Source organism: Agrobacterium larrymoorei, from assembly GCF_005145045.1.
Taxonomy (GTDB): Bacteria; Pseudomonadota; Alphaproteobacteria; order Rhizobiales; family Rhizobiaceae; genus Agrobacterium; species Agrobacterium larrymoorei.
Window position 1 is genome coordinate 893064 of sequence record NZ_CP039691.1, and the last position, 17501, is coordinate 910564.

21 protein-coding genes are annotated in these 17501 nt (G+C 56.7%); 11 read left to right on the forward strand and 10 right to left on the reverse strand.

The window, feature by feature from the left end; translation table 11 throughout:
- The first annotated feature begins 121 nt into the window (after positions 1-121).
- Positions 122-1009 (forward strand): DMT family transporter, encoded by an 888-nt coding sequence (locus CFBP5473_RS04165; protein WP_027675788.1) that lies wholly within the window; start codon positions 122-124, stop codon positions 1007-1009.
- 55 nt (positions 1010-1064) lie between these two features.
- Here the strand turns inward: CFBP5473_RS04165 and CFBP5473_RS04170 are convergent, their stop codons facing one another.
- From CFBP5473_RS04170 to CFBP5473_RS04180, 3 genes are all read right to left on the reverse strand, one after another.
- Complete coding sequence (locus CFBP5473_RS04170; protein ID WP_027675787.1) at positions 1065-1298, reverse strand: hypothetical protein; 234 nt, start codon at positions 1296-1298, stop codon at positions 1065-1067.
- A 213-nt stretch (positions 1299-1511) separates the two neighbouring features.
- A complete protein-coding gene (locus CFBP5473_RS04175; protein ID WP_027675786.1) occupies positions 1512-2606 on the reverse strand; it encodes a coiled-coil domain-containing protein in 1095 nt (364 codons plus the stop codon).
- A 159-nt stretch (positions 2607-2765) separates the two neighbouring features.
- On the reverse strand, positions 2766-3362 hold the full coding sequence (locus tag CFBP5473_RS04180; RefSeq protein ID WP_027675785.1) for a DUF1134 domain-containing protein: 597 nt from the start codon (positions 3360-3362) through the stop codon (positions 2766-2768).
- Between the two features lie 325 nt (positions 3363-3687).
- On the opposite strand from CFBP5473_RS04180, the gene chpT reads away from it, so the two are divergent.
- Positions 3688-4341: a histidine phosphotransferase ChpT gene (chpT, locus tag CFBP5473_RS04185; RefSeq protein ID WP_027675784.1), complete on the forward strand. Its 654-nt coding sequence runs from the start codon at positions 3688-3690 to the stop codon at positions 4339-4341.
- A gap of 50 nt (positions 4342-4391) precedes the next feature.
- Here chpT and CFBP5473_RS04190 read toward each other — a convergent pair whose 3' ends face one another.
- Entirely contained in the window at positions 4392-4898 is a 507-nt protein-coding gene (locus CFBP5473_RS04190; protein WP_027675783.1) for a GNAT family N-acetyltransferase, read from the reverse strand.
- Positions 4899-5009: 111 nt separating this feature from the next.
- Between CFBP5473_RS04190 and CFBP5473_RS04195 the strand changes: the two genes are divergently transcribed.
- Positions 5010-5558 (forward strand): hypothetical protein, encoded by a 549-nt coding sequence (locus CFBP5473_RS04195; protein ID WP_027675782.1) that lies wholly within the window; start codon positions 5010-5012, stop codon positions 5556-5558.
- 102 nt (positions 5559-5660) lie between these two features.
- Here the strand turns inward: CFBP5473_RS04195 and ctrA are convergent, their stop codons facing one another.
- Complete coding sequence (gene ctrA / locus CFBP5473_RS04200) at positions 5661-6365, reverse strand: response regulator transcription factor CtrA (protein WP_027675781.1); 705 nt, start codon at positions 6363-6365, stop codon at positions 5661-5663.
- Between the two features lie 446 nt (positions 6366-6811).
- On the opposite strand from ctrA, the gene CFBP5473_RS04205 reads away from it, so the two are divergent.
- Positions 6812-7162, forward strand: a complete 351-nt coding sequence (locus CFBP5473_RS04205) for a flagellar export protein FliJ (protein ID WP_027675780.1) — start codon at positions 6812-6814, stop codon at positions 7160-7162.
- Between the two features lie 164 nt (positions 7163-7326).
- Positions 7327-7788, forward strand: coding sequence for a GFA family protein (locus CFBP5473_RS04210; RefSeq protein ID WP_328703238.1), 462 nt, complete (start codon positions 7327-7329; stop codon positions 7786-7788).
- Here CFBP5473_RS04210 and CFBP5473_RS04215 read toward each other — a convergent pair whose 3' ends face one another.
- From CFBP5473_RS04215 to cysQ, 4 genes are all read right to left on the reverse strand, one after another.
- A complete protein-coding gene (locus CFBP5473_RS04215) occupies positions 7789-8070 on the reverse strand; it encodes a GNAT family N-acetyltransferase (RefSeq protein WP_027675778.1) in 282 nt (93 codons plus the stop codon).
- Positions 8071-8256: 186 nt separating this feature from the next.
- On the reverse strand, positions 8257-8532 hold the full coding sequence (gene sciP / locus CFBP5473_RS04220; RefSeq protein ID WP_027675777.1) for a CtrA inhibitor SciP: 276 nt from the start codon (positions 8530-8532) through the stop codon (positions 8257-8259).
- Between the two features lie 253 nt (positions 8533-8785).
- Positions 8786-9826 carry a DUF2793 domain-containing protein gene (locus tag CFBP5473_RS04225; protein WP_027675776.1) on the reverse strand — a complete coding sequence of 347 codons (1041 nt, stop codon included), beginning with the start codon at positions 9824-9826 and terminating at the stop codon, positions 8786-8788.
- Between the two features lie 71 nt (positions 9827-9897).
- Positions 9898-10674, reverse strand: a complete 777-nt coding sequence (cysQ, locus tag CFBP5473_RS04230) for a 3'(2'),5'-bisphosphate nucleotidase CysQ (RefSeq protein WP_027675775.1) — start codon at positions 10672-10674, stop codon at positions 9898-9900.
- A 379-nt stretch (positions 10675-11053) separates the two neighbouring features.
- Between cysQ and CFBP5473_RS04235 the strand changes: the two genes are divergently transcribed.
- From CFBP5473_RS04235 to CFBP5473_RS04260, 6 genes are all read left to right on the forward strand, one after another.
- Positions 11054-11956, forward strand: a complete 903-nt coding sequence (locus tag CFBP5473_RS04235; RefSeq protein WP_027675774.1) for a branched-chain amino acid ABC transporter permease — start codon at positions 11054-11056, stop codon at positions 11954-11956.
- 4 nt (positions 11957-11960) lie between these two features.
- Positions 11961-13358 carry a high-affinity branched-chain amino acid ABC transporter permease LivM gene (gene livM / locus CFBP5473_RS04240; protein WP_027675773.1) on the forward strand — a complete coding sequence of 466 codons (1398 nt, stop codon included), beginning with the start codon at positions 11961-11963 and terminating at the stop codon, positions 13356-13358.
- Between the two features lie 20 nt (positions 13359-13378).
- Positions 13379-14224 (forward strand): ABC transporter ATP-binding protein, encoded by an 846-nt coding sequence (locus CFBP5473_RS04245; RefSeq protein WP_234881779.1) that lies wholly within the window; start codon positions 13379-13381, stop codon positions 14222-14224.
- A complete protein-coding gene (locus CFBP5473_RS04250) occupies positions 14224-14949 on the forward strand; it encodes an ABC transporter ATP-binding protein (RefSeq protein ID WP_037171048.1) in 726 nt (241 codons plus the stop codon). The genes CFBP5473_RS04245 and CFBP5473_RS04250 overlap by 1 nt, the downstream gene beginning before the upstream one ends.
- 254 nt (positions 14950-15203) lie before the next feature.
- Positions 15204-15557 (forward strand): DUF6867 family protein, encoded by a 354-nt coding sequence (locus CFBP5473_RS04255; RefSeq protein ID WP_027675770.1) that lies wholly within the window; start codon positions 15204-15206, stop codon positions 15555-15557.
- Positions 15558-15673: 116 nt separating this feature from the next.
- Positions 15674-16792 carry a branched-chain amino acid ABC transporter substrate-binding protein gene (locus tag CFBP5473_RS04260; protein ID WP_027675769.1) on the forward strand — a complete coding sequence of 373 codons (1119 nt, stop codon included), beginning with the start codon at positions 15674-15676 and terminating at the stop codon, positions 16790-16792.
- Positions 16793-16855: 63 nt separating this feature from the next.
- Here the strand turns inward: CFBP5473_RS04260 and CFBP5473_RS04265 are convergent, their stop codons facing one another.
- The gene (locus CFBP5473_RS04265) at positions 16856-17389 is read right to left on the reverse strand and encodes an AAA family ATPase (protein WP_027675768.1); all 534 of its coding nucleotides are present in this window, start codon (positions 17387-17389) and stop codon (positions 16856-16858) included.
- Positions 17390-17501 lie beyond the last annotated feature (112 nt).

A 17501-nucleotide genomic window follows, 5' to 3' on the forward strand; every position in this document is an offset into this window, starting at 1 on the left:
AATTTTGCTTTTGTGTGATAATTTTGCTCTTGCGGTGATGAGAAAGCGTGCAATCGCGCTTGCGAAGCTCAATACAGGCGTGCAGAAGTTCGGTAGTTCATCACCTGAAAGCAATTGCGCCGTGCCCTCCAGAGCCTATCTCGTTCTTATCGTTGCAGCATTGTGTTGGGGCGGAAATGCCGTGGCGGGCAAGCTGGCGGTGGGCCATGTCAGCCCCATGGTGCTGACGTTTTTGCGCTGGGTTCTGGCGGTTTCGATCATCGTTGCCATTTCCCTGCCGCAGCTGAAACGGGACTGGCCGGTGGTCAAAACGCGGCTGCCCTATTTCTTCGTGCTCGGTGCCGTTGGCTATACCTGCTTCAACGCGTCACTCTATACGGCGCTCAATTATACCTCCGCAATCAATGCCGCCGTCATACAGGCCGTCATTCCGATGGTGATCTTCATTTTCAATTTCGCCCTGTTTCGGACGAAGGTGTTTGCAGGGCAGGTGATCGGCTTCGTGCTGACGATTTTCGGTGTTGCGCTCTTGGCATCGCGTGGAGACCTGATGTCGCTGGTCCGGTTGCAGTTCAATCCCGGCGACGCAATCATGCTGCTCGCGGTGCTCGCCTATGCCATCTACACCGTTATCCTGCGCTGGAAGCCGGCTGTAGACTGGCGCACCCTGATGGCGATACCTGCCGCCGCTGCGCTTATCACATCGGTACCGCTGATGCTGTGGGAGGTGTCCAGAGAGATCGCCATCTGGCCCGATGCCAAGGGCTGGGTAATTACGGTCTATACGGCACTGTTTCCGTCGCTGGTGGCGCAGATATTCTTCATCAAGGGCGTCGAAACCATCGGCCCCAACCGTGCGGGGCTGTTCATCAACCTCATTCCGGTATTCGGCACATTTCTCTCGGTGCTGATTATTGGCGAGACGCTGCATTCCTACCAGATCGTGGCGCTTCTGCTGGCGCTGGGCGGCATTGCCGTGGCGGAACGAAAAAAGCCGCCCGTTTCGTGAGGCGCGGGGCCTGACGAAAAAGGCGGCAGTCAGTCATGATGGTTTGAAGGATGGATCAGATGGAAATCGGTGTCTGATCGAAACGCTCGAAATAGTGGTCGAGCATCATCAACGTTCTGTCGCGCTCAAAATCCGCTTTTTCGCTTTCGGTCAGTGCAGAGGCGACCACGCTGCGCTCGATGGAGGCGAAGCTTCTGGCAAAGCTGCCGGGGCCTGCGGCATCCGCATGGCTGGCGATGGATGCGATGACGATGCCGCACAGTGCGGCAGCAAAAAGCTTCTTCAACATGTCAAACCCCGTTTTTAATGGCCAGCTTGCCCGCTTGGCTCTGCGCTTGGTTATTGCGCCGGGATTTTGTTCTTGTCTCTCCGGCGCCTGTGAAGACCAATCTAGTCCCCAAGCTTTGCGGCGGCTTTAAACCGATAGCTACAATTTTATCGGTCTTTATTTTTAATGCGATCTATCGCGATTTTTTTGATTCCGGTGCCGCTTCGAAGCAGGTCAGCTCTTCTGCCTTGTGATCAAATCACTTGCGCGGCCCGCGAGATTTTGTCGTCCGCTGTCATTTGCAGCATTGGCGATGAGCGCTGGGATGGGCGATGCATCGCCTTCCTGGGCTGCGGTTAGCGCAATCATGCGGGCGGCGATCTGGGCGATTTCCTTGCGGATGGCCTCGTCGTTCTTGTCACCCTTGACGTTCAGCAGACGCTCGGTCAACGCCGTGCCCTGATTGCGGATGTCCTCGATTTCGCGCGCCAGCCGATCCGGTGTTTCGCTCGTGGCTTCAGGCTGCGCAGCTACTGCTGCGACTGCGGCGGGGGACGTTGCATCGCCGGAGAGGCGCTCTTTCAGGCGCGCGATTTCCTGCGCCCGGCGTTCGAGCAGGGTGTCGTTATCGGCGTTGCGGGCAGCTTCCTTGGCGAGTTGATCCTCGAGACGCGCAATCTTGCGGCTCTCGCGGCTCATGTGGTTGGCGGCCTCGCGGTTCTTCGTTGACGCCTCTTCGAGTTCCTTGGTGATGGCCTCGCGCTCCTTGCGCCAGGTGGCCGTTTTATGCTTGGACTGCTCCACCTCGATATCACGGGCGGACAGGGTGATCTTGAGATCGTCCAACTCGCGGGAAATGGCGCCGATTCGCTTGGTGAGGTTGGAGATTTCCTGCGTGCGGGCGATCGCCGATTCTTCCGCATCGTTCAGCTTCGTCGTCAGCCGCGCCGCTGCGTCTTCATGGCGGCGGGCCTTGGCGCGCAGGTCGCCAGCTTCCAAAGTCATGTTTTCGAGCTGAAGCTTCAATTCGCGTGTTTCGGCCAGAAGCCTGCTGGCATCGCCCACGGCGGCATCATTTCGAAATTTCAGCGAAAGCGCCTTTTCGCGCTCGGTATCCAGTTCCTGCCGGGCGCGGGCATTTTCAGCGGCGTAAAGCGCGCGCGCCATATCCTTTTGCGCGCGCACTTCCTGCGGGCTCATCGGCATGGTGGCGCGCAGTTTCCGCTCCGTATAGGCCACGATGCGCCGGTGGATTGCGGGCGCCAGAAGCGAGACCAGCAGGATTGCGCAGAGAAAACCAAGGCCGAAAATAAGGGCGTACTCAATCACGCGCAGCACTCTCCACTGGCCGTGCGAGGCGGGCAAATGGCCCGCAGCACGACTCATTTTAAATCGGTGCGAAGAATTTCACGCCAATCTTGCGCCAGTCGTAACGGGCAGATCGGGGTCGCACCAGGGCATTTTATCGAAAATTACGATGAAAGCGAATCAGAAGGGGTTCCATGTCGGCTGGGGTGTCAGCTTCAGATAGCCCACATTGATGCCGAGGCGCGCGCCGACGCCGGTTCTGATCGGCGCAATGGTGACATCGCTGTTCTTGAGAACCGTCATGCCAACGCCCGCGACGATGAAGGCCGAGCCGCTGACGCCGCCATAGCGACGGTACAGCGAATTGACCGCCGGCAGGTTATAAACGAGCATCATGGCACGGGTTCCCTGACCGCCATAATCGAGGCCGAGCGACGGGCCCTGCCAGAAAACCGGATGCTGGCCCGCATTCTTCGTGTACAGCGTGCCTTCGCCATAGGTCAGGCCAGCAACGAATGCGCCTGAGCCTTCTTGTCCGAGAATATAGCCGTTTGGCAGACCATATTGCTGGAATGCGCGTTCCACGACCTTCGCCAACCCACCCGTCGTCTCGCCGAAGAAGCCGTGACCGGCATCGACAATTTCCTGAATGGTATATTGATCGCTGCTTTGCGCCGATGCCTGCGCTGCCGACAGGGACAGGCTCGCGAGGATCACGAAAATCTTGACCAGTCCGAGGCGTGCGATGGTGCGGAGTTCGTTAAGTCGCATCGTCAGTTCCGTTCGTCTGTTTGTTACCGTTATTCTGTTAAGACATTTGGCATTTTGAGACCATGATATTAACAATCGGTTTACCAAATATGGTGTCATTATGGCTTAGAGCGCTTCCTGGTTAAATGGCAACGTTCTGCCAAGCCCTACGGGTTGGTTGAAACGGGCCACCTGCTTGCACGGACGGCTTGGCCGTATGCTGAGGCTACGGCACGCGCCGCCCGCACAAGCAGGTGGCCCGTTTGAACCAACAGAACCGTTGCCATTTAACCAGGAAACGCTCTAACAATTTCGATGAGGTCCGCGCAGCACTTGCGCAGGAGAAAAAATTATGACGACCAAACTTGCTCTTTCTCTGTCCGGCCCAGATCTGGCGGCTCTTCTTTGCAGCCGCGTCTGCCATGACGTCATCTCGCCGGTCGGTGCCATCAACAATGGTCTCGAGCTTCTGGACGAGGGCGGTGCGGATGCAGATGCGCTGGATCTGATCCGCACCTCTGCTCTCAACGCTTCCGTCAGACTGAAGTTTGCCCGCCTGGCTTTCGGTGCTTCCGGTTCCGCCGGGGCGTCCATCGATACGGGCGAGGCTGAAAAGGCCGCAAAGGACTTCGCCAGTGCAGAAAAAAAGGTGGAAGTCACCTGGACCGGACCGCGCGCCATCGTGCCGAAGAACCGGGTAAAGCTGCTGCTCAATCTCTTCCTCGTTGCCTACAGCGCCATTCCGCGCGGCGGCAATGCGGATGTCACGCTGGAAAATCCCGAAGGTGACGCCAGGTTCGAAATCACCGTCAAGGGCCGCATGATGCGCGTGCCCGCCAAGTTCGCAGCGCTTGCCGAAGGCACGGAAGAAGAGGCAATCGACGCCCATTCCGTTCAGCCTTACTACACGCTGTTGCTGGCCGAAGAGGCGGGCATGAAGATCGAATACAAAATACATGAAGACCGCGTGGTCTTTACCGCGCATGTGGTTGAAACCGCTGCGTGATTGCTTGAAATCGGGCCGCCTCACAAGGCGGCCCGAATCACTTGGCAAGCTCAAAACTCTTTCAGCATCACCTCGTTCGGGTAGGACTCGCCATCGATGGTGAACACGGTCTCGCCGATCTTGCTGAACCCCTGCGCGATATAGAAATCGATTGCCGTGCGGTTCTCGCTATTGACCGTCAGCCACGCCGATCCACTGCCTTTCGCGGCACAGAGCCTGTAGGCTTCTTCCAGCAGCCGCTTTCCGATGCCCTTTCCCTGATGGCGGGGCTGGACATAGAATGTCTTGATTTCTGTCGTCGAATTGGTGGGAACGGCAGCTTCGCTATCGAAGGCAATCCGGATATAACCGTCGATACCGCCCGTGTTTTCCGAAACCAGAGTAACGTCACGCTCCTGTTCGATCAGTGCTTCGAAGCGGTTGGTGGTGAATTCCGACAGGGCGTAGTCTGCAAAGAACTTCGAGACGCCGTTTCTGAGATAGGTTCCGACCCACACCTCGATCGAGAGGGCGGCGAGGCAGGAGGCGTCGGCGATGCAGGCCTTGCGGATATCCATAAAACACCTCAGAACTAAACGGCTGAAAATCGCTCTTTACGGTGGCGGTTGCGTATTTGCAATTAAGAGATGTTTCGATAGTTTCGGCGCGGGATGCGCGTAGGAGGATCGATGCTGGACCAATCCTTGAAGTCTCGTCTTTTACCCCATGAGCGGATTTTGTGGTCCGGGAGGCCAAAGCAAGGCATCCTGTTTCACCCTCGGGATATTCTGGTTGTCCCATTCAGCGTGCTCTGGTGCGCTTTCGCAATCTTCTGGACGGTGATGGCGTCCAGTGCAAATGCTCCTTTCTTCTTTCCCTTCGTCGGCGGGATTTTTGTTTGCGTTGGCATTTTTATGGTGTTCGGGCGCCTGCTTTTCGACGCCTGGGTGCGCAAGGGCATGGAATATGCCGTAACGGACCGGCGAATCATCATTCTCCAGACGCGCCCGGTAGGGAAGTTTTCAACTGTCGTACTGGAACGGATGCCGGATTTGCAATTGACGGAGCGGGGGGATGGCAGGGGAACGATCAGGTTCGGCGCGCAGGCGCCCTTCTTCGGCCACTCAGGCTTCGCCATCTGGATACCGTCGCTTGATCCGGTGCCGCAATTCATCGCCATCGATAATGTAGCAAGCGTCTTCCAGACGGTTCAGCGTGCCGCGGAACAACGCGGGTAACACTGAAGCCACGCTTTTCGGCGAACAAGCATGAGCCATGAAAAGCAAAACCCGCCGATTGCGCGGCGGGTTTGTCATGCGAGTATTTTCGATTGGGAATAATCAGGCGGTTTCGAGATATTCTGTTGCGCCATCCGGCTCGCGCAGAACGTAGCCGCGGCCCCAAACGGTCTCGATGTAGTTTGCGCCGCCTGCAGCATTTGCCAGCTTCTTGCGCAGCTTGCAGATGAAAACGTCGATGATCTTCAGTTCAGGCTCATCCATACCGCCATAGAGGTGGTTGAGGAACATTTCCTTGGTGAGCGTGGTGCCCTTGCGGAGCGAAAGAAGCTCCAGCATCTGGTATTCCTTGCCCGTCAGGTGAACGCGCTGGCCGCCGACTTCGACAGTCTTGGCATCCAGGTTCACGATCAGCTCGCCGGTTGCGATAACCGACTGTGCATGGCCCTTGGAGCGACGGACGATTGCGTGAATGCGGGCAACAAGCTCATCCTTGTGGAAAGGCTTGGTCATGTAATCGTCTGCGCCGAAGCCGAGGCCACGAACCTTGTCTTCAATGCCTGCCATACCGGAGAGGATAAGGATTGGCGTCTTGACCTTGGACAGGCGAAGCGTTCTCAGAACCTCGTAACCGGACATATCCGGCAGGTTGAGGTCGAGCAGAATGATGTCGTAATCGTAGAGTTTTCCAAGATCTACGCCTTCCTCGCCGAGGTCGGTCGTGTAGACGTTGAAACTTTCCGACTTCAACATCAGCTCGATGCTCTGAGCTGTTGCGCTGTCGTCTTCAATAAGTAGAACCCGCATAATTATCCCCTTTGCCGCACGCGATCAGTAAACCAATGCCTTTTTCGCGATGCGGATCCAGACGTTGCCTGATTTGCAGGCTGCCACCAAATGGTTAACAAATTCTAATTGCCTTTGGCAAGGTGTGCAGAATTTATTAAATAATTGCGGCACTCTGCTGTTTTTGAACGTGAATCCCTCATCGCCAAACATGAACCAAAGCGTGAAGATTTCACGCTAAGTGATTCAATCGACTCCTACATCGTCGTGCCCGTGGTTTTTTGGGCTTGGCATTTACCGACCCTTAAATGATCCGCCTTATCATTAACGATGCCCGTAAATGAAAGGTTAACGACGGCGATTTTTTATTAACGTCGGGTAACCTTTGAGAATCATTCCGGCACAAGCCGGGCTGACGGGTTTTGTTCCTGTTTGACCGGGGTCTCGCTATCCACGGAGTATTGCGTATGAAGTCGCGTGACAGCCTAGTTCGCCTGAAGGAATTTCAGGTCAACGAAAAACGTCGTCAGCTGCAGCAGTTGCAGTCGATGATGTCCGAATTCGAGCGTATGGCCAAGGAGTTGGTTCATCAGATCTCGCTCGAGGAGAGCAAGTCTGGGATTACCGATCCAAGCCATTTTGCCTATCCGACCTTTGCCAAGGCGGCTCGCCAGCGCGCGGATAACCTTCAGGTTTCCATTCGCGAGTTGAAAACACAGCAGGAAGCGGCGGAAGCAGCGCTGGAAGAAGTCCAGGCTGAATATGACAAGGCAGCCGCGCTCGAAAACAGAGATGTTCAGGTCCGCGCTCGCGCCTGAGGCATCGTGTTAAACGAATTGACGTTATTGACGGCGGCCAGTTGATCAGGAGGCTGCTTTCAATGACGCTATGTCATGCCATTTTGAAAGCCGTCCGGTGTACCGGGCGGCTTTTTTGCTGGGCGCGCGCCGCGTTGCGCTGGTCGGTCACGGATTTATAATGGGTGACGAAAACGAAGGCCGTGACCATGGAGAATGAGCAGAGTTCTTTTACCGCGCCGAAGATCACCCGCGGGTCTTGCTTGTGTGCGGCGGTGCATTGGGAGTTTCGCGGAGAAATTCCCGACGCCACCATCTGCAACTGCACGGCGTGCCGCCGTTATGGTGTGCTTTGGGCCTATGATTATGATGGCTACGCCATCACGGTAGACGATCCGAACGGTCACCTTGTGCCATATCAGCGCGGCTCCAAGGTCCTCTCGTTTACTTTCTGCAAGGTCTGCGGAAACGTCGTCTCATGGAGGTCGAACACGACGGGGCCTGACGGCAAGGTCCGGATTGCCGTCAATCTTCGCCTTGCTGAGCCGGAGGCGGTGGCCAGCATCAAGGTGTTGCGGTTCGATGGTCTCGACAGTTACGAGGATTTGCCGGTGGATGGCCGGACTGTCGGGCATATCTGGTTTTGATCAGCCGGAGATAACATCCGCCCATTCGGGATGCTTCTGCGTCTGTGCCTTGAAGAACGGGCAGAGCGGCATGATCTTCCAGCCGCCTTTGCGCGCATCTTCTATGGCATAAGCTGCCAGCGCCTGGCCGACGCCCTTGCCGCGCAGTGCATCGGGTACGCCCGTATGATCGATGATGATCAGTTTGGCAGATGCGCGGGAATAGGTCATCTCCGCTTTATGCCCTTCGAGGGAGGCCGTGTACTCGCCCTTGGAACCCGTCTCTTTGCTGGTAATGTCCATCTTCCGATCCCTTTCGCTTTCGTCCTGCCGCCAATCTATTAGCATTGTCGGAAAAGAGAATAGGGCAGGGAGTGAACGGTGTGGCCACTCTGTGGAGACGCAAAAAACAGATCAGCGCCACGCTTTCCCCGCTTTGCAGAGAAAGTGCGACGCTGAATTTTGCCGTGTTGCCCGAAGGCGGATAACTTAGTGACGGTACTGCTGAATGCGCGTGGTGCGCAGGCCTGCAAGACCGTGATCGGAAATGGAAGACTGCCAGGACAGAAACTCTTCAACCGTAAGCGTGTAACGCTCACAGGCTTCTTCGAGGCTCAACAGGCCACCGCGCACGGCGGCAACAACCTCTGCCTTTCGGCGAATAACCCACCGGCGGGTATCCGCAGGGGGCAAATCGGCAATCGTAAGAGGACTGCCATCGGGGCCGATGACATATTTAACTCGTGGACGTATCATTTCGGTCATTGGACACTCTACACAAACTCAAGACCATATGCTGAGGCACTTTAGGGCGGTACCTTTAAAAATTACCTAAGCACCCAGAGACAATTTGTTAATAATTTGAATGATTTCGCTCGTTTTGTTCGAGCTTTGCGCCACTTGAGCCTCAAGAATCTGCGGCTTTGCCTTATTTTGCAAGGCGGCTGAAAAAGATTCGGGAAAAACGCGACTCGCGCATTTCTGTGCAGAAAAAACGCAAGTCGCATCTTCAAATAGTTCAGAGCATGATTGCCGAAAGCTCCGTTTTGCCCGCGCCCGTTGTCAGCACGCATGTTCCGATATGGCTCAGCGACAGCCGGTCGTTCTCATTCAAGCTCATGATAAAGCTGGCGAATTGCGTGCTGTTTGCGGCAGTGCTCGTGCCGGAAATGGCAAGTCCGCTCTTGGTGCCATTCACGCAGATTTCCACACTATGGCCTGACGAGGAGACGACGGAGAGGGCAAGCGAGATCTGGTAGAAACCAGTGACTGGTACGCGCAGATCTTTCGTCGAACCGGAGACGACGGCCCCCAAAGCGAAGCCCCCTTGTTGTGCGTTGAGATCGGTAAAGCCCGAGAAGGTGCCGGTTGCTGGTGTGAATGTTCCCGCTGCCCTGCCTGCGCGCGCCACTGGCCGGTTGGGCATGGATACGACGCCGCTGCCGGATGCGCTGAGCGCAACCTGCCAGTTGGAGCCATCGGCGCTTGTCTTGATGGAGAAGGCATCGGTGCCAGCCAACCCCATTTCCGCCCGTCCGCCCCAGTTGGACTGGAAGAGGAGGGACGCAGTATCCGAAGTAGCCGCCTTGTTGATCTTCAACTGGTGCCCGCCGCCGGATGGCGCATTGGTCAGAAGTGTTGCGCTGGAGGCCACCGCCAGACGGTTGTAAGCATCGCCCGAGGTTCCAACGCCTAGCGTGGTGAAAGACGCGGTATCGGGCAGGGGAACATCCTTCCATGTTCCGTCGATCAGCACCTTCAAACGGCTGCTTTCGGCAAACCATGCGCGCCAGCCATTTGCGGGCATGATGAAGAGCCATGCCTCATCCTGCCTGAAAGCCAGCTGTCGGGCTTTACCCGCCCAATCCCCCGCAGCGCTGGTTGCGATGAGGTAGCATTGACCCTCCTGAACGCTTTCGGGCGGCTGATCCTTCTCAGCCGTCACCACGAGCTGGATCGTTGCATCGAGCCGCTGCAGCGCCTCATTATGGGTGACGTGTTTCTGTGCCTGCGAGGGCAGGATATAGGGTAGTTGAAGTCTCGTCGTGTTGTCCGTCATGCATCCAATCTCCGTTGCATCGGAGATTGTGCGACCAGTTCATGCAGTGGGGAAAAATAACGCGAAAAAAATTATCGCGGTGGTGCACCCCAGGCGATGAAATCCGGGTTTGCCAGCATGTCTTCCACGGAGGGGTCGATTTCGTAGCGAAGCGGCAGGCCTGCCATATCGAGGGTTATGCCACCGGCTGCGCGCAGAACGGCGTCTCCCGCCGCCGTATCCCACATCATGGTGCGGCTGAAGCGCGGGTAAACGTCGGCCGCGCCTTCCGCCAGCATGCAGAATTTCAGGGAAGAGCCGATGGAAATGCTGTCGATCAGGCCGTTTTCCGCGACGAAGGCTTCCGTTTTCGGCGTGCAGTGCGAACGGCTGATGACGGCAACCGGCAAAGGCGGCTTGGCGCGGCAGCGGATATGGTGCGTGTTGGAAGCCTCGAAGTCGCCTGACACATGGATTTTGCGGGCGGCATTCTCGTGGCCGGTCCAGGCAACGCCCAGTGCCGGTGCATAGACCACGCCCATGACGGGTGTTCCGCCGTGGATCAGGGCAATGTTGACGGTGAAATCCTGTTTGCCGGAGATGAATTCCTTCGTTCCGTCCAGCGGATCGACCAGAAAGAAATCGCCTTTCACATCCGGTACGCGGCCTGCCGCCGCAGATTCTTCGGCAACGACCGGGATATCGGGGAAATCCCGCGCCAGAAATGTCAGGATTGCATCTTCCGCGCGCTGATCCGCCTCTGTCACCGGAGAGCAGTCGTTTTTATAGGTAACGTGCGGACCGGCGGCGTGAACCGTCATGATTTCCTTGCCGGCTTTCAAAGCTGCGGCCATCAGACTTTCGAGCATTCCAGATCCTTCAGCCGATCCGCCTTTTACAGGCGCTCACATGGTACGGCCATTGGTACGTTCTATAGTGGAAAAGCGGGTCGATGCGTTCGTTACGCGTTAAGCGAACGGAGGTCAAATATATCTATTCATCCATAATGATAATAACATCTTTGCGTCGAAATTCCCGGCAGTCGCTGCCGCTTTTCTACGCTTTGTGGCGAGGGATGGGGCAATCGATGTGGAAACACCAAATTTTGTGCACATTTCTACCTTTTTGGCTTCACATTTTTGCCGAACGCGATAAGGGTTTGGCTCAAGGGGGACAAAAACGTAATGCAGCCCCCAGAAGCAACATAACGAGGTGCGGTCCATCAGAGGTCGCGCCCGGGGGAAAAATATGGAGTATTTTATCCAGCAGCTCATCAATGGGCTGACTCTTGGATCGATCTACGGCCTTATCGCTATTGGCTATACGATGGTCTACGGCATTATCGGCATGATCAACTTCGCCCACGGCGATATTTTCATGCTCGGTGGCTTCGCGGCGCTGATCGTTTTTCTGATTTTGACGTCCTTCTTCGCCGGTATTCCGGTCGTCATTCTGCTGCTGGTGATGATGGTCGTCGCCATGCTGATGACCGGCCTGTGGAACTGGGCAATCGAACGCGTCGCCTATCGCCCGCTGCGCGGCTCCTTCCGCCTCGCGCCGCTGATCACGGCAATCGGTATGTCGATTGCGCTTTCGAACTTCATTCAGGTCACGCAGGGTCCGCGCAACAAGCCGATTCCCTCGCTGGTGACGGATACGTTCCACTTCGGCGCCATCACCATTTCGCTGAAGCAGCTCATCATCGTCGTCGTGACGTCGGTTCTGCTGTTTGCCTTCTGGTACATCGTCAACAAGACACCGCTTGGCCGCGCCCAGCGCGCAACGGAACAGGACCGCAAGATGGCGGCTCTTCTGGGTGTCGACGTTGACCGTACCATCTCGATCACCTTCATCATGGGTGCAGCGCTCGCGGCTGTCGCCGGTACCATGTACCTCATGTATTACGGTGTCGCCTCGTTCAATGACGGCTTCATTCCGGGCGTCAAGGCCTTCACCGCTGCGGTTCTCGGCGGCATCGGTTCGCTTCCGGGCGCTGTTCTCGGCGGTCTTCTGATCGGCCTCATCGAATCGCTTTGGTCCGCCTACTTCTCCATCGCCTACAAGGATGTGGCTGCCTTCGGCATTCTCGCCTTCGTGCTGATTTTCAAGCCGACCGGTATTCTGGGCCGTCCGGAAGTCGAGAAGGTTTAAGATCATGGCAAATATTGCTTCCGAAAACGGAACTTCCAGCCCGAGCCTGATGGCGACGGCTGTGAAGGAAGGCATCTTCGCGGGCCTCGTCTCGCTTGGAATGTTCATTCTCTATGTGGGCGTCGTCACCTATCAGGACATCAACAACCAGTTGATCTGGGGCACGCGCTGGGGTCTGCTGGCGGTATTCGTCGGCGTGGCGGCGGTTGGCCGTTTCCTCGTCGTCGGCTTCATCCGCCCGCATCTCGACCGTCGCAAGCTGGCAAAGGCCAAGAGCGGCGTTCTGGAAATTTCCGAGAATAAGAGCTTCTTTCACAAGCACTTCCTCAAGATCGCACTGGTTTTCCTGCTGGCCTATCCGGCCATTACAGTCGGTCTCTTCGGCTTTCAGGGCTCTCTGAAATTCGTCGACAATTTCGGCATCCAGATCCTCATCTATGTGATGCTGGCCTGGGGTCTGAACATCGTCGTCGGTCTCGCCGGTCTGCTCGATCTTGGCTATGTGGCCTTCTACGCTGTCGGCGCGTACTCCTATGCGCTTTTGTCCAGCTATTTCGGCCTGTCCTTCTGGGTGCTTCTGCCCATGGCCGGTATTCTGGCCGCGTTCTGGGGCATCATCCTCGGCTTCCCGGTCCTGCGTCTGCGCGGGGATTACCTCGCCATCGTGACGCTCGCCTTCGGTGAAATCATCCGCCTTGTGCTGTTGAACTGGACCGAAGTGACCAAGGGAACCTTCGGTATCTCCGGCATCGCCAAGGCGTCGGTCTTCGGCATCTGGTCCTTCGATGTCGGTGCACCTAATAACTTCGCCAAGGCGTTCGGCCTCTCCATGTCGTCGGCCTATTACAAGATCTTCCTGTTCTACGTGATCCTGCTGCTCTGCATGCTGACGGCCTATGTCACTATCAAGCTGCGCCGCATGCCGATCGGTCGTGCGTGGGAAGCGCTGCGTGAAGACGAAATCGCCTGCCGTTCGCTCGGTATCGATACGGTCAAGACCAAGCTCACGGCCTTTGCAACAGGTGCGATGTTCGGTGGCTTTGCCGGTTCCTTCTTCGCGGCTCGCCAGGGCTTCGTATCTCCGGAAAGCTTCGTCTTCCTGGAATCCGCCGTCATTCTCGCCATCGTCGTTCTTGGCGGCATGGGCTCGCTGACCGGTATCGCCGTTGCCGCCGTGGTGATGGTGGGTGGCACCGAATTGCTGCGCGAGATGGAATTCCTCAAGCACATCTTCGGCAATGATTTCACGCCGGAACTCTACCGCATGCTGCTGTTCGGTCTCGCCATGGTCATCGTCATGCTGTTCAAGCCACGCGGCTTTGTCGGCTCGCGTGAACCCACGGCCTTCCTCAAGGAACGCAAGGCTGTCTCCGGCAGCTTTACCAAGGAAGGTCACGGCTGATGGCTTTCGGAAACAGTGCAATGACGAATGATACGATCCTGAGAGTCGAACATCTCTCCATGCGGTTCGGCGGCCTGATGGCCATCAACGACTTCTCCTTCGAGGCGAGGCGCGGGGAAATCACCGCGCTGATCGGTCCGAACGGTGCAGGTAAGACGACCGTCTTCAACTGCATCACCGGCTTTTACAAGCCGACGATGGGCATGATCACCATGCGCCAGCAGGGCGGGGAGGAGCATCTTCTCGAGCGCCTGCCGGATTTCGAGATCACCAAGAAGGCCAAGGTTGCCCGCACCTTCCAGAACATCCGCCTGTTCTCAGGTCTGACGGTTCTTGAAAACCTGCTGGTCGCGCAGCACAACACGCTGATGAAGGCGTCCGGCTACACGATCCTCGGGCTTCTGGGCCTGCCGACCTATAGCAAGGCGGCTGCGGCGGCTATCGAGAAGGCCAAGTACTGGCTGGAGAAAGCGGACCTCACAGACCGTGCGGACGATCCGGCTGGCGATCTTTCCTACGGCGCGCAGCGTCGTCTGGAAATTGCTCGTGCCATGTGCACCGGCCCGGAACTCCTGTGCCTGGACGAGCCTGCTGCGGGTCTTAATCCGAAGGAATCGCTTGCGCTCAACACGCTTCTGCGCGGCATTCGCGATGAGGGCACGTCGCTGCTTCTCATCGAGCACGACATGTCCGTCGTCATGGAGATTTCCGACCACGTGGTGGTTCTGGAATATGGCCAGAAGATTTCCGACGGCACGCCGGACCATGTGAAGAACGATCCCAAGGTCATCGCCGCCTATCTGGGTGTCGAGGATGATGAAGTGGAAGAAGTGATTGCAGAAGAACTCGACGGGGGAGCAGTCTGATGTCTGAATCCCTTCTCAAAGTACAGGGCGTCGAAACCTATTACGGCAACATCCGCGCGCTCTCTGGCGTCGATATCGAGGTCAACAAGGGTGAGATCGTCAGCCTCATCGGTGCCAACGGCGCCGGTAAGTCCACCTTGATGATGACGATCTGCGGTTCTCCGCAGGCGCGGACCGGCCAGGTCATTTTCGATGGCGAGGATATCACCCGCGTTCCGACGCATCTGATTGCGCGCAAGCGCATTGCCCAGTCTCCCGAAGGCCGACGGATTTTTCCGCGCATGACGGTTCTGGAAAATCTCCAGATGGGCGCCAATCTCGATAACCTGAAATATTTCAAGGAAGACGTCGAGAAGGTTTTCGTCATGTTCCCGCGTCTGAAGGAGCGTCAGAGCCAGCGTGGCGGCACGCTTTCGGGCGGCGAGCAGCAGATGCTGTCCATCGGTCGCGCACTGATGGCGCGTCCGAAGCTTCTGCTTCTGGATGAGCCGTCGCTCGGTCTCGCACCGCTGATCGTCAAGGGCATCTTCGCGGCGATCAAGAAGCTCAACCAGGAAGAGGGGCTGACCGTCTTCCTCGTTGAACAGAATGCGTTCGCGGCACTGAAGCTGTCCGACCGGGCCTATGTCATGGTCAACGGCAAGGTGACGATGAGCGGCTCCGGCAAGGAGCTTCTGGCAAACCCGGAAGTGCGCGCGGCCTATCTCGAAGGCGGTCGCCATTAAGTGAAACGAGGCGCTGGAATCTCGCGATGCCAGCGCCATTCACCGGTCGAAAAGGTTTTTCGATTTTTCTGCCGGTGAAGTTAAGAAATCGCTTGCGTTCGTAATCGCCGGGCGCAAATCTGATCAAGGTCTGTCAGACTGCCTATCTGGTTTGGCAGATCGCAACGAACAATAAAGCCCACCGGCAAACGGCGGGCGCAAGACTTGAAACAGGGCCGCGTGTAACATCACGTCAGGCACTGAATGGGGAAAAGATGCAGGGCCTTTTTTTCGAAACCGATAACGGCGTCCGTTACGTGCTTCGCGCGCTGGTTGTCCTCCTTGGCTTCTGGACGGCATGGCGCACGGGCAAGTCCGTGGCCGATGGCTGGGGTGAATATCCGCGCGTCGTCATCTATGCATTGCTGCTTGGTTGCGTCATGCGCTTCCTGCATTATGCACTCTTCGCAGGCCCTTTGCTGAATGGCTTTTACTACGTCATAGACGTGGTGGTCCTGCTTGCTTTCGCGACCGCAGGCTTTCGCATGCGGCGCACCAACCAGATGGTGGATAACTACTACTGGCTCTACGACCGAACCTCGGCGTTTTCATATAAGAAGAAAGATTGACAGCGGGGTTTTTCTGAATTCAGAATACCCGCCAGAGTGGAACAACCTGGGCAGTTAAGGTGGGTGCTGAACAGGCAATTGTAATTTACCCAACCAAAGGAACTGGGAGTAATATAATGAAGAAGTCTCTTCTTTCCGCAGTTGCGCTGACCGCAATGGTCGCGTTCAGCGGTTCGGCTTACGCTGACATCCTCATCGGTGTTGGCGGTCCGTTGACCGGTCCGAACGCCGCTTTCGGCGCGCAGCTCCAGAAGGGCGCTGAACAGGCCGCAGCAGACATCAACGCCGCCGGTGGCATCAATGGCGAGCAGATCAAGATCGTTCTCGGCGACGACGTGTCCGACCCGAAGCAGGGCATCTCGGTTGCCAACAAATTCGTTGCTGACGGCGTGAAGTTCGTTGTCGGCCACTTCAACTCGGGCGTTTCCATTCCAGCGTCTGAAGTCTATGCCGAAAACGGCATTCTCGAAATCACGCCTGCTGCGACCAACCCGGTCTTCACCGAGCGCGGCCTTTGGAACACGTTCCGCACCTGCGGCCGTGACGACCAGCAGGGCGGCATTGCCGGCAAGTATCTTGCAGACCACTTCAAGGACGCAAAGATCGCTATCATCCACGACAAGACCCCTTATGGTCAGGGCCTTGCCGATGAAACCAAGAAGGCTGCAAATGCTGCTGGCCTGAAGGAAGCCATCTATGAAGGCGTGAACGTCGGCGACAAGGACTTCTCCGCCCTCATCGCCAAGATGAAGGAAGCTGGCGTTTCCGTTATCTACTGGGGTGGTCTCCACACCGAAGCCGGTCTGATCATCCGTCAGGCAAAGGACCAGGGCCTGAAGGCGAAGCTCGTTTCCGGTGACGGCATCGTCTCCAACGAACTGGCTTCCATCGCTGGCGACGCCGTTGAAGGCACGCTGAACACCTTCGGTCCTGATCCAACCCTGCGCCCTGAAAACAAGGAACTGGTCGAGAAGTTCAAGAAGGCTGGCTTCAACCCTGAAGCTTACACCCTCTACTCCTACGCAGCCGTCCAGTCGATTGCCGAAGGCGCAAAGGCTGCTGGCTCGCTGGAAGCTGAAAAAGTTGCAGAAGCGCTGAAGAAGGGCTCCTACAAGACCGTGCTCGGCGACATCTCCTTCGACGAGAAGGGCGACCCGAAGCTTCCTGGCTACGTCATGTATGAATGGAAAAAGGGCCCGGACGGCAAGTACAGCTACTTCCAGCAGGGCAGCTAAGCTCTTAACTCTGTGAAGATAACGAAGCCCGGCAGTGATGCCGGGCTTTTTTTGATTTTGGCATCATCGAATTTCGAGTTCATCGAGGATGAATGCCGTGCGCTCCTCGACGCTCACTTTCGGCAGGATAACGACCTCGTAGCCGAGTTCGCCAAAGTCGCGAAGGAGACGGTCATATTCTTCGATAGCGGCATTCAGTTCATGCTGCCGTTCGGCATCGGTAACGTAAATTTCCGGCCATGGCGGCGTGAGGAAGACTTTCCGGAAATAGCGAAAATCGTTTCTCACGATCTCGAACCATTTGTCCTGACTAAGATGGCGGAGCGCCGACGCGGCATCTATGAGGCCGCGATCGAAGAATAGGGGGCCGGAGCGGGAGGCGGCGCTTTCATGATCATCTTTCGCCAGCTTTATGGCTTCATGCAGAAATGCTTCCAGATCCAGCCATGGCAATGCATGCCCGTTCATCTTCAACTGATGTTGCACGACCCGCCGTCCGGGCTCCTCCAGAGTTGGAAAGCCCCGGTCGCGGAGCGCCGCGAGGAGAGTGGATTTTCCACCGCCGGAGCAGCCGGAGAGGATGACGAAATTGTCCATTCTTTTCGTCTTTCGAGTGGTTAGACTTTACTTTTGGAAAAGAAAGCCGCGGGAAAGATTAAATTTGCGAAAGGTGGGGTTGAGCAAGGAACCGCAAAGGTTGAGCGGCGTT

What these genes read in the sequence shown, in the direction of transcription:
- CFBP5473_RS04255 (WP_027675770.1), top strand. Translation starts at nt 15,204, where the DNA reads ATGCAGGGCCTTTTTTTCGAAACCGATAACGGCGTCCGTTACGTGCTT.
- CFBP5473_RS04235 (WP_027675774.1), top strand. Translation starts at nt 11,054, where the DNA reads ATGGAGTATTTTATCCAGCAGCTCATCAATGGGCTGACTCTTGGATCG.
- CFBP5473_RS04170 (WP_027675787.1), bottom strand. Translation starts at nt 1,298, where the DNA reads ATGTTGAAGAAGCTTTTTGCTGCCGCACTGTGCGGCATCGTCATCGCA.
- chpT (WP_027675784.1), top strand. Translation starts at nt 3,688, where the DNA reads ATGACGACCAAACTTGCTCTTTCTCTGTCCGGCCCAGATCTGGCGGCT.
- ctrA (WP_027675781.1), bottom strand. Translation starts at nt 6,365, where the DNA reads ATGCGGGTTCTACTTATTGAAGACGACAGCGCAACAGCTCAGAGCATC.
- CFBP5473_RS04250 (WP_037171048.1), top strand. Translation starts at nt 14,224, where the DNA reads ATGTCTGAATCCCTTCTCAAAGTACAGGGCGTCGAAACCTATTACGGC.
- sciP (WP_027675777.1), bottom strand. Translation starts at nt 8,532, where the DNA reads ATGACCGAAATGATACGTCCACGAGTTAAATATGTCATCGGCCCCGAT.
- CFBP5473_RS04265 (WP_027675768.1), bottom strand. Translation starts at nt 17,389, where the DNA reads ATGGACAATTTCGTCATCCTCTCCGGCTGCTCCGGCGGTGGAAAATCC.
- CFBP5473_RS04245 (WP_234881779.1), top strand. Translation starts at nt 13,379, where the DNA reads ATGACGAATGATACGATCCTGAGAGTCGAACATCTCTCCATGCGGTTC.
- CFBP5473_RS04205 (WP_027675780.1), top strand. Translation starts at nt 6,812, where the DNA reads ATGAAGTCGCGTGACAGCCTAGTTCGCCTGAAGGAATTTCAGGTCAAC.
- CFBP5473_RS04190 (WP_027675783.1), bottom strand. Translation starts at nt 4,898, where the DNA reads ATGGATATCCGCAAGGCCTGCATCGCCGACGCCTCCTGCCTCGCCGCC.
- cysQ (WP_027675775.1), bottom strand. Translation starts at nt 10,674, where the DNA reads ATGCTCGAAAGTCTGATGGCCGCAGCTTTGAAAGCCGGCAAGGAAATC.
- CFBP5473_RS04195 (WP_027675782.1), top strand. Translation starts at nt 5,010, where the DNA reads ATGCTGGACCAATCCTTGAAGTCTCGTCTTTTACCCCATGAGCGGATT.
- CFBP5473_RS04225 (WP_027675776.1), bottom strand. Translation starts at nt 9,826, where the DNA reads ATGACGGACAACACGACGAGACTTCAACTACCCTATATCCTGCCCTCG.
- CFBP5473_RS04215 (WP_027675778.1), bottom strand. Translation starts at nt 8,070, where the DNA reads ATGGACATTACCAGCAAAGAGACGGGTTCCAAGGGCGAGTACACGGCC.
- CFBP5473_RS04260 (WP_027675769.1), top strand. Translation starts at nt 15,674, where the DNA reads ATGAAGAAGTCTCTTCTTTCCGCAGTTGCGCTGACCGCAATGGTCGCG.
- livM (WP_027675773.1), top strand. Translation starts at nt 11,961, where the DNA reads ATGGCAAATATTGCTTCCGAAAACGGAACTTCCAGCCCGAGCCTGATG.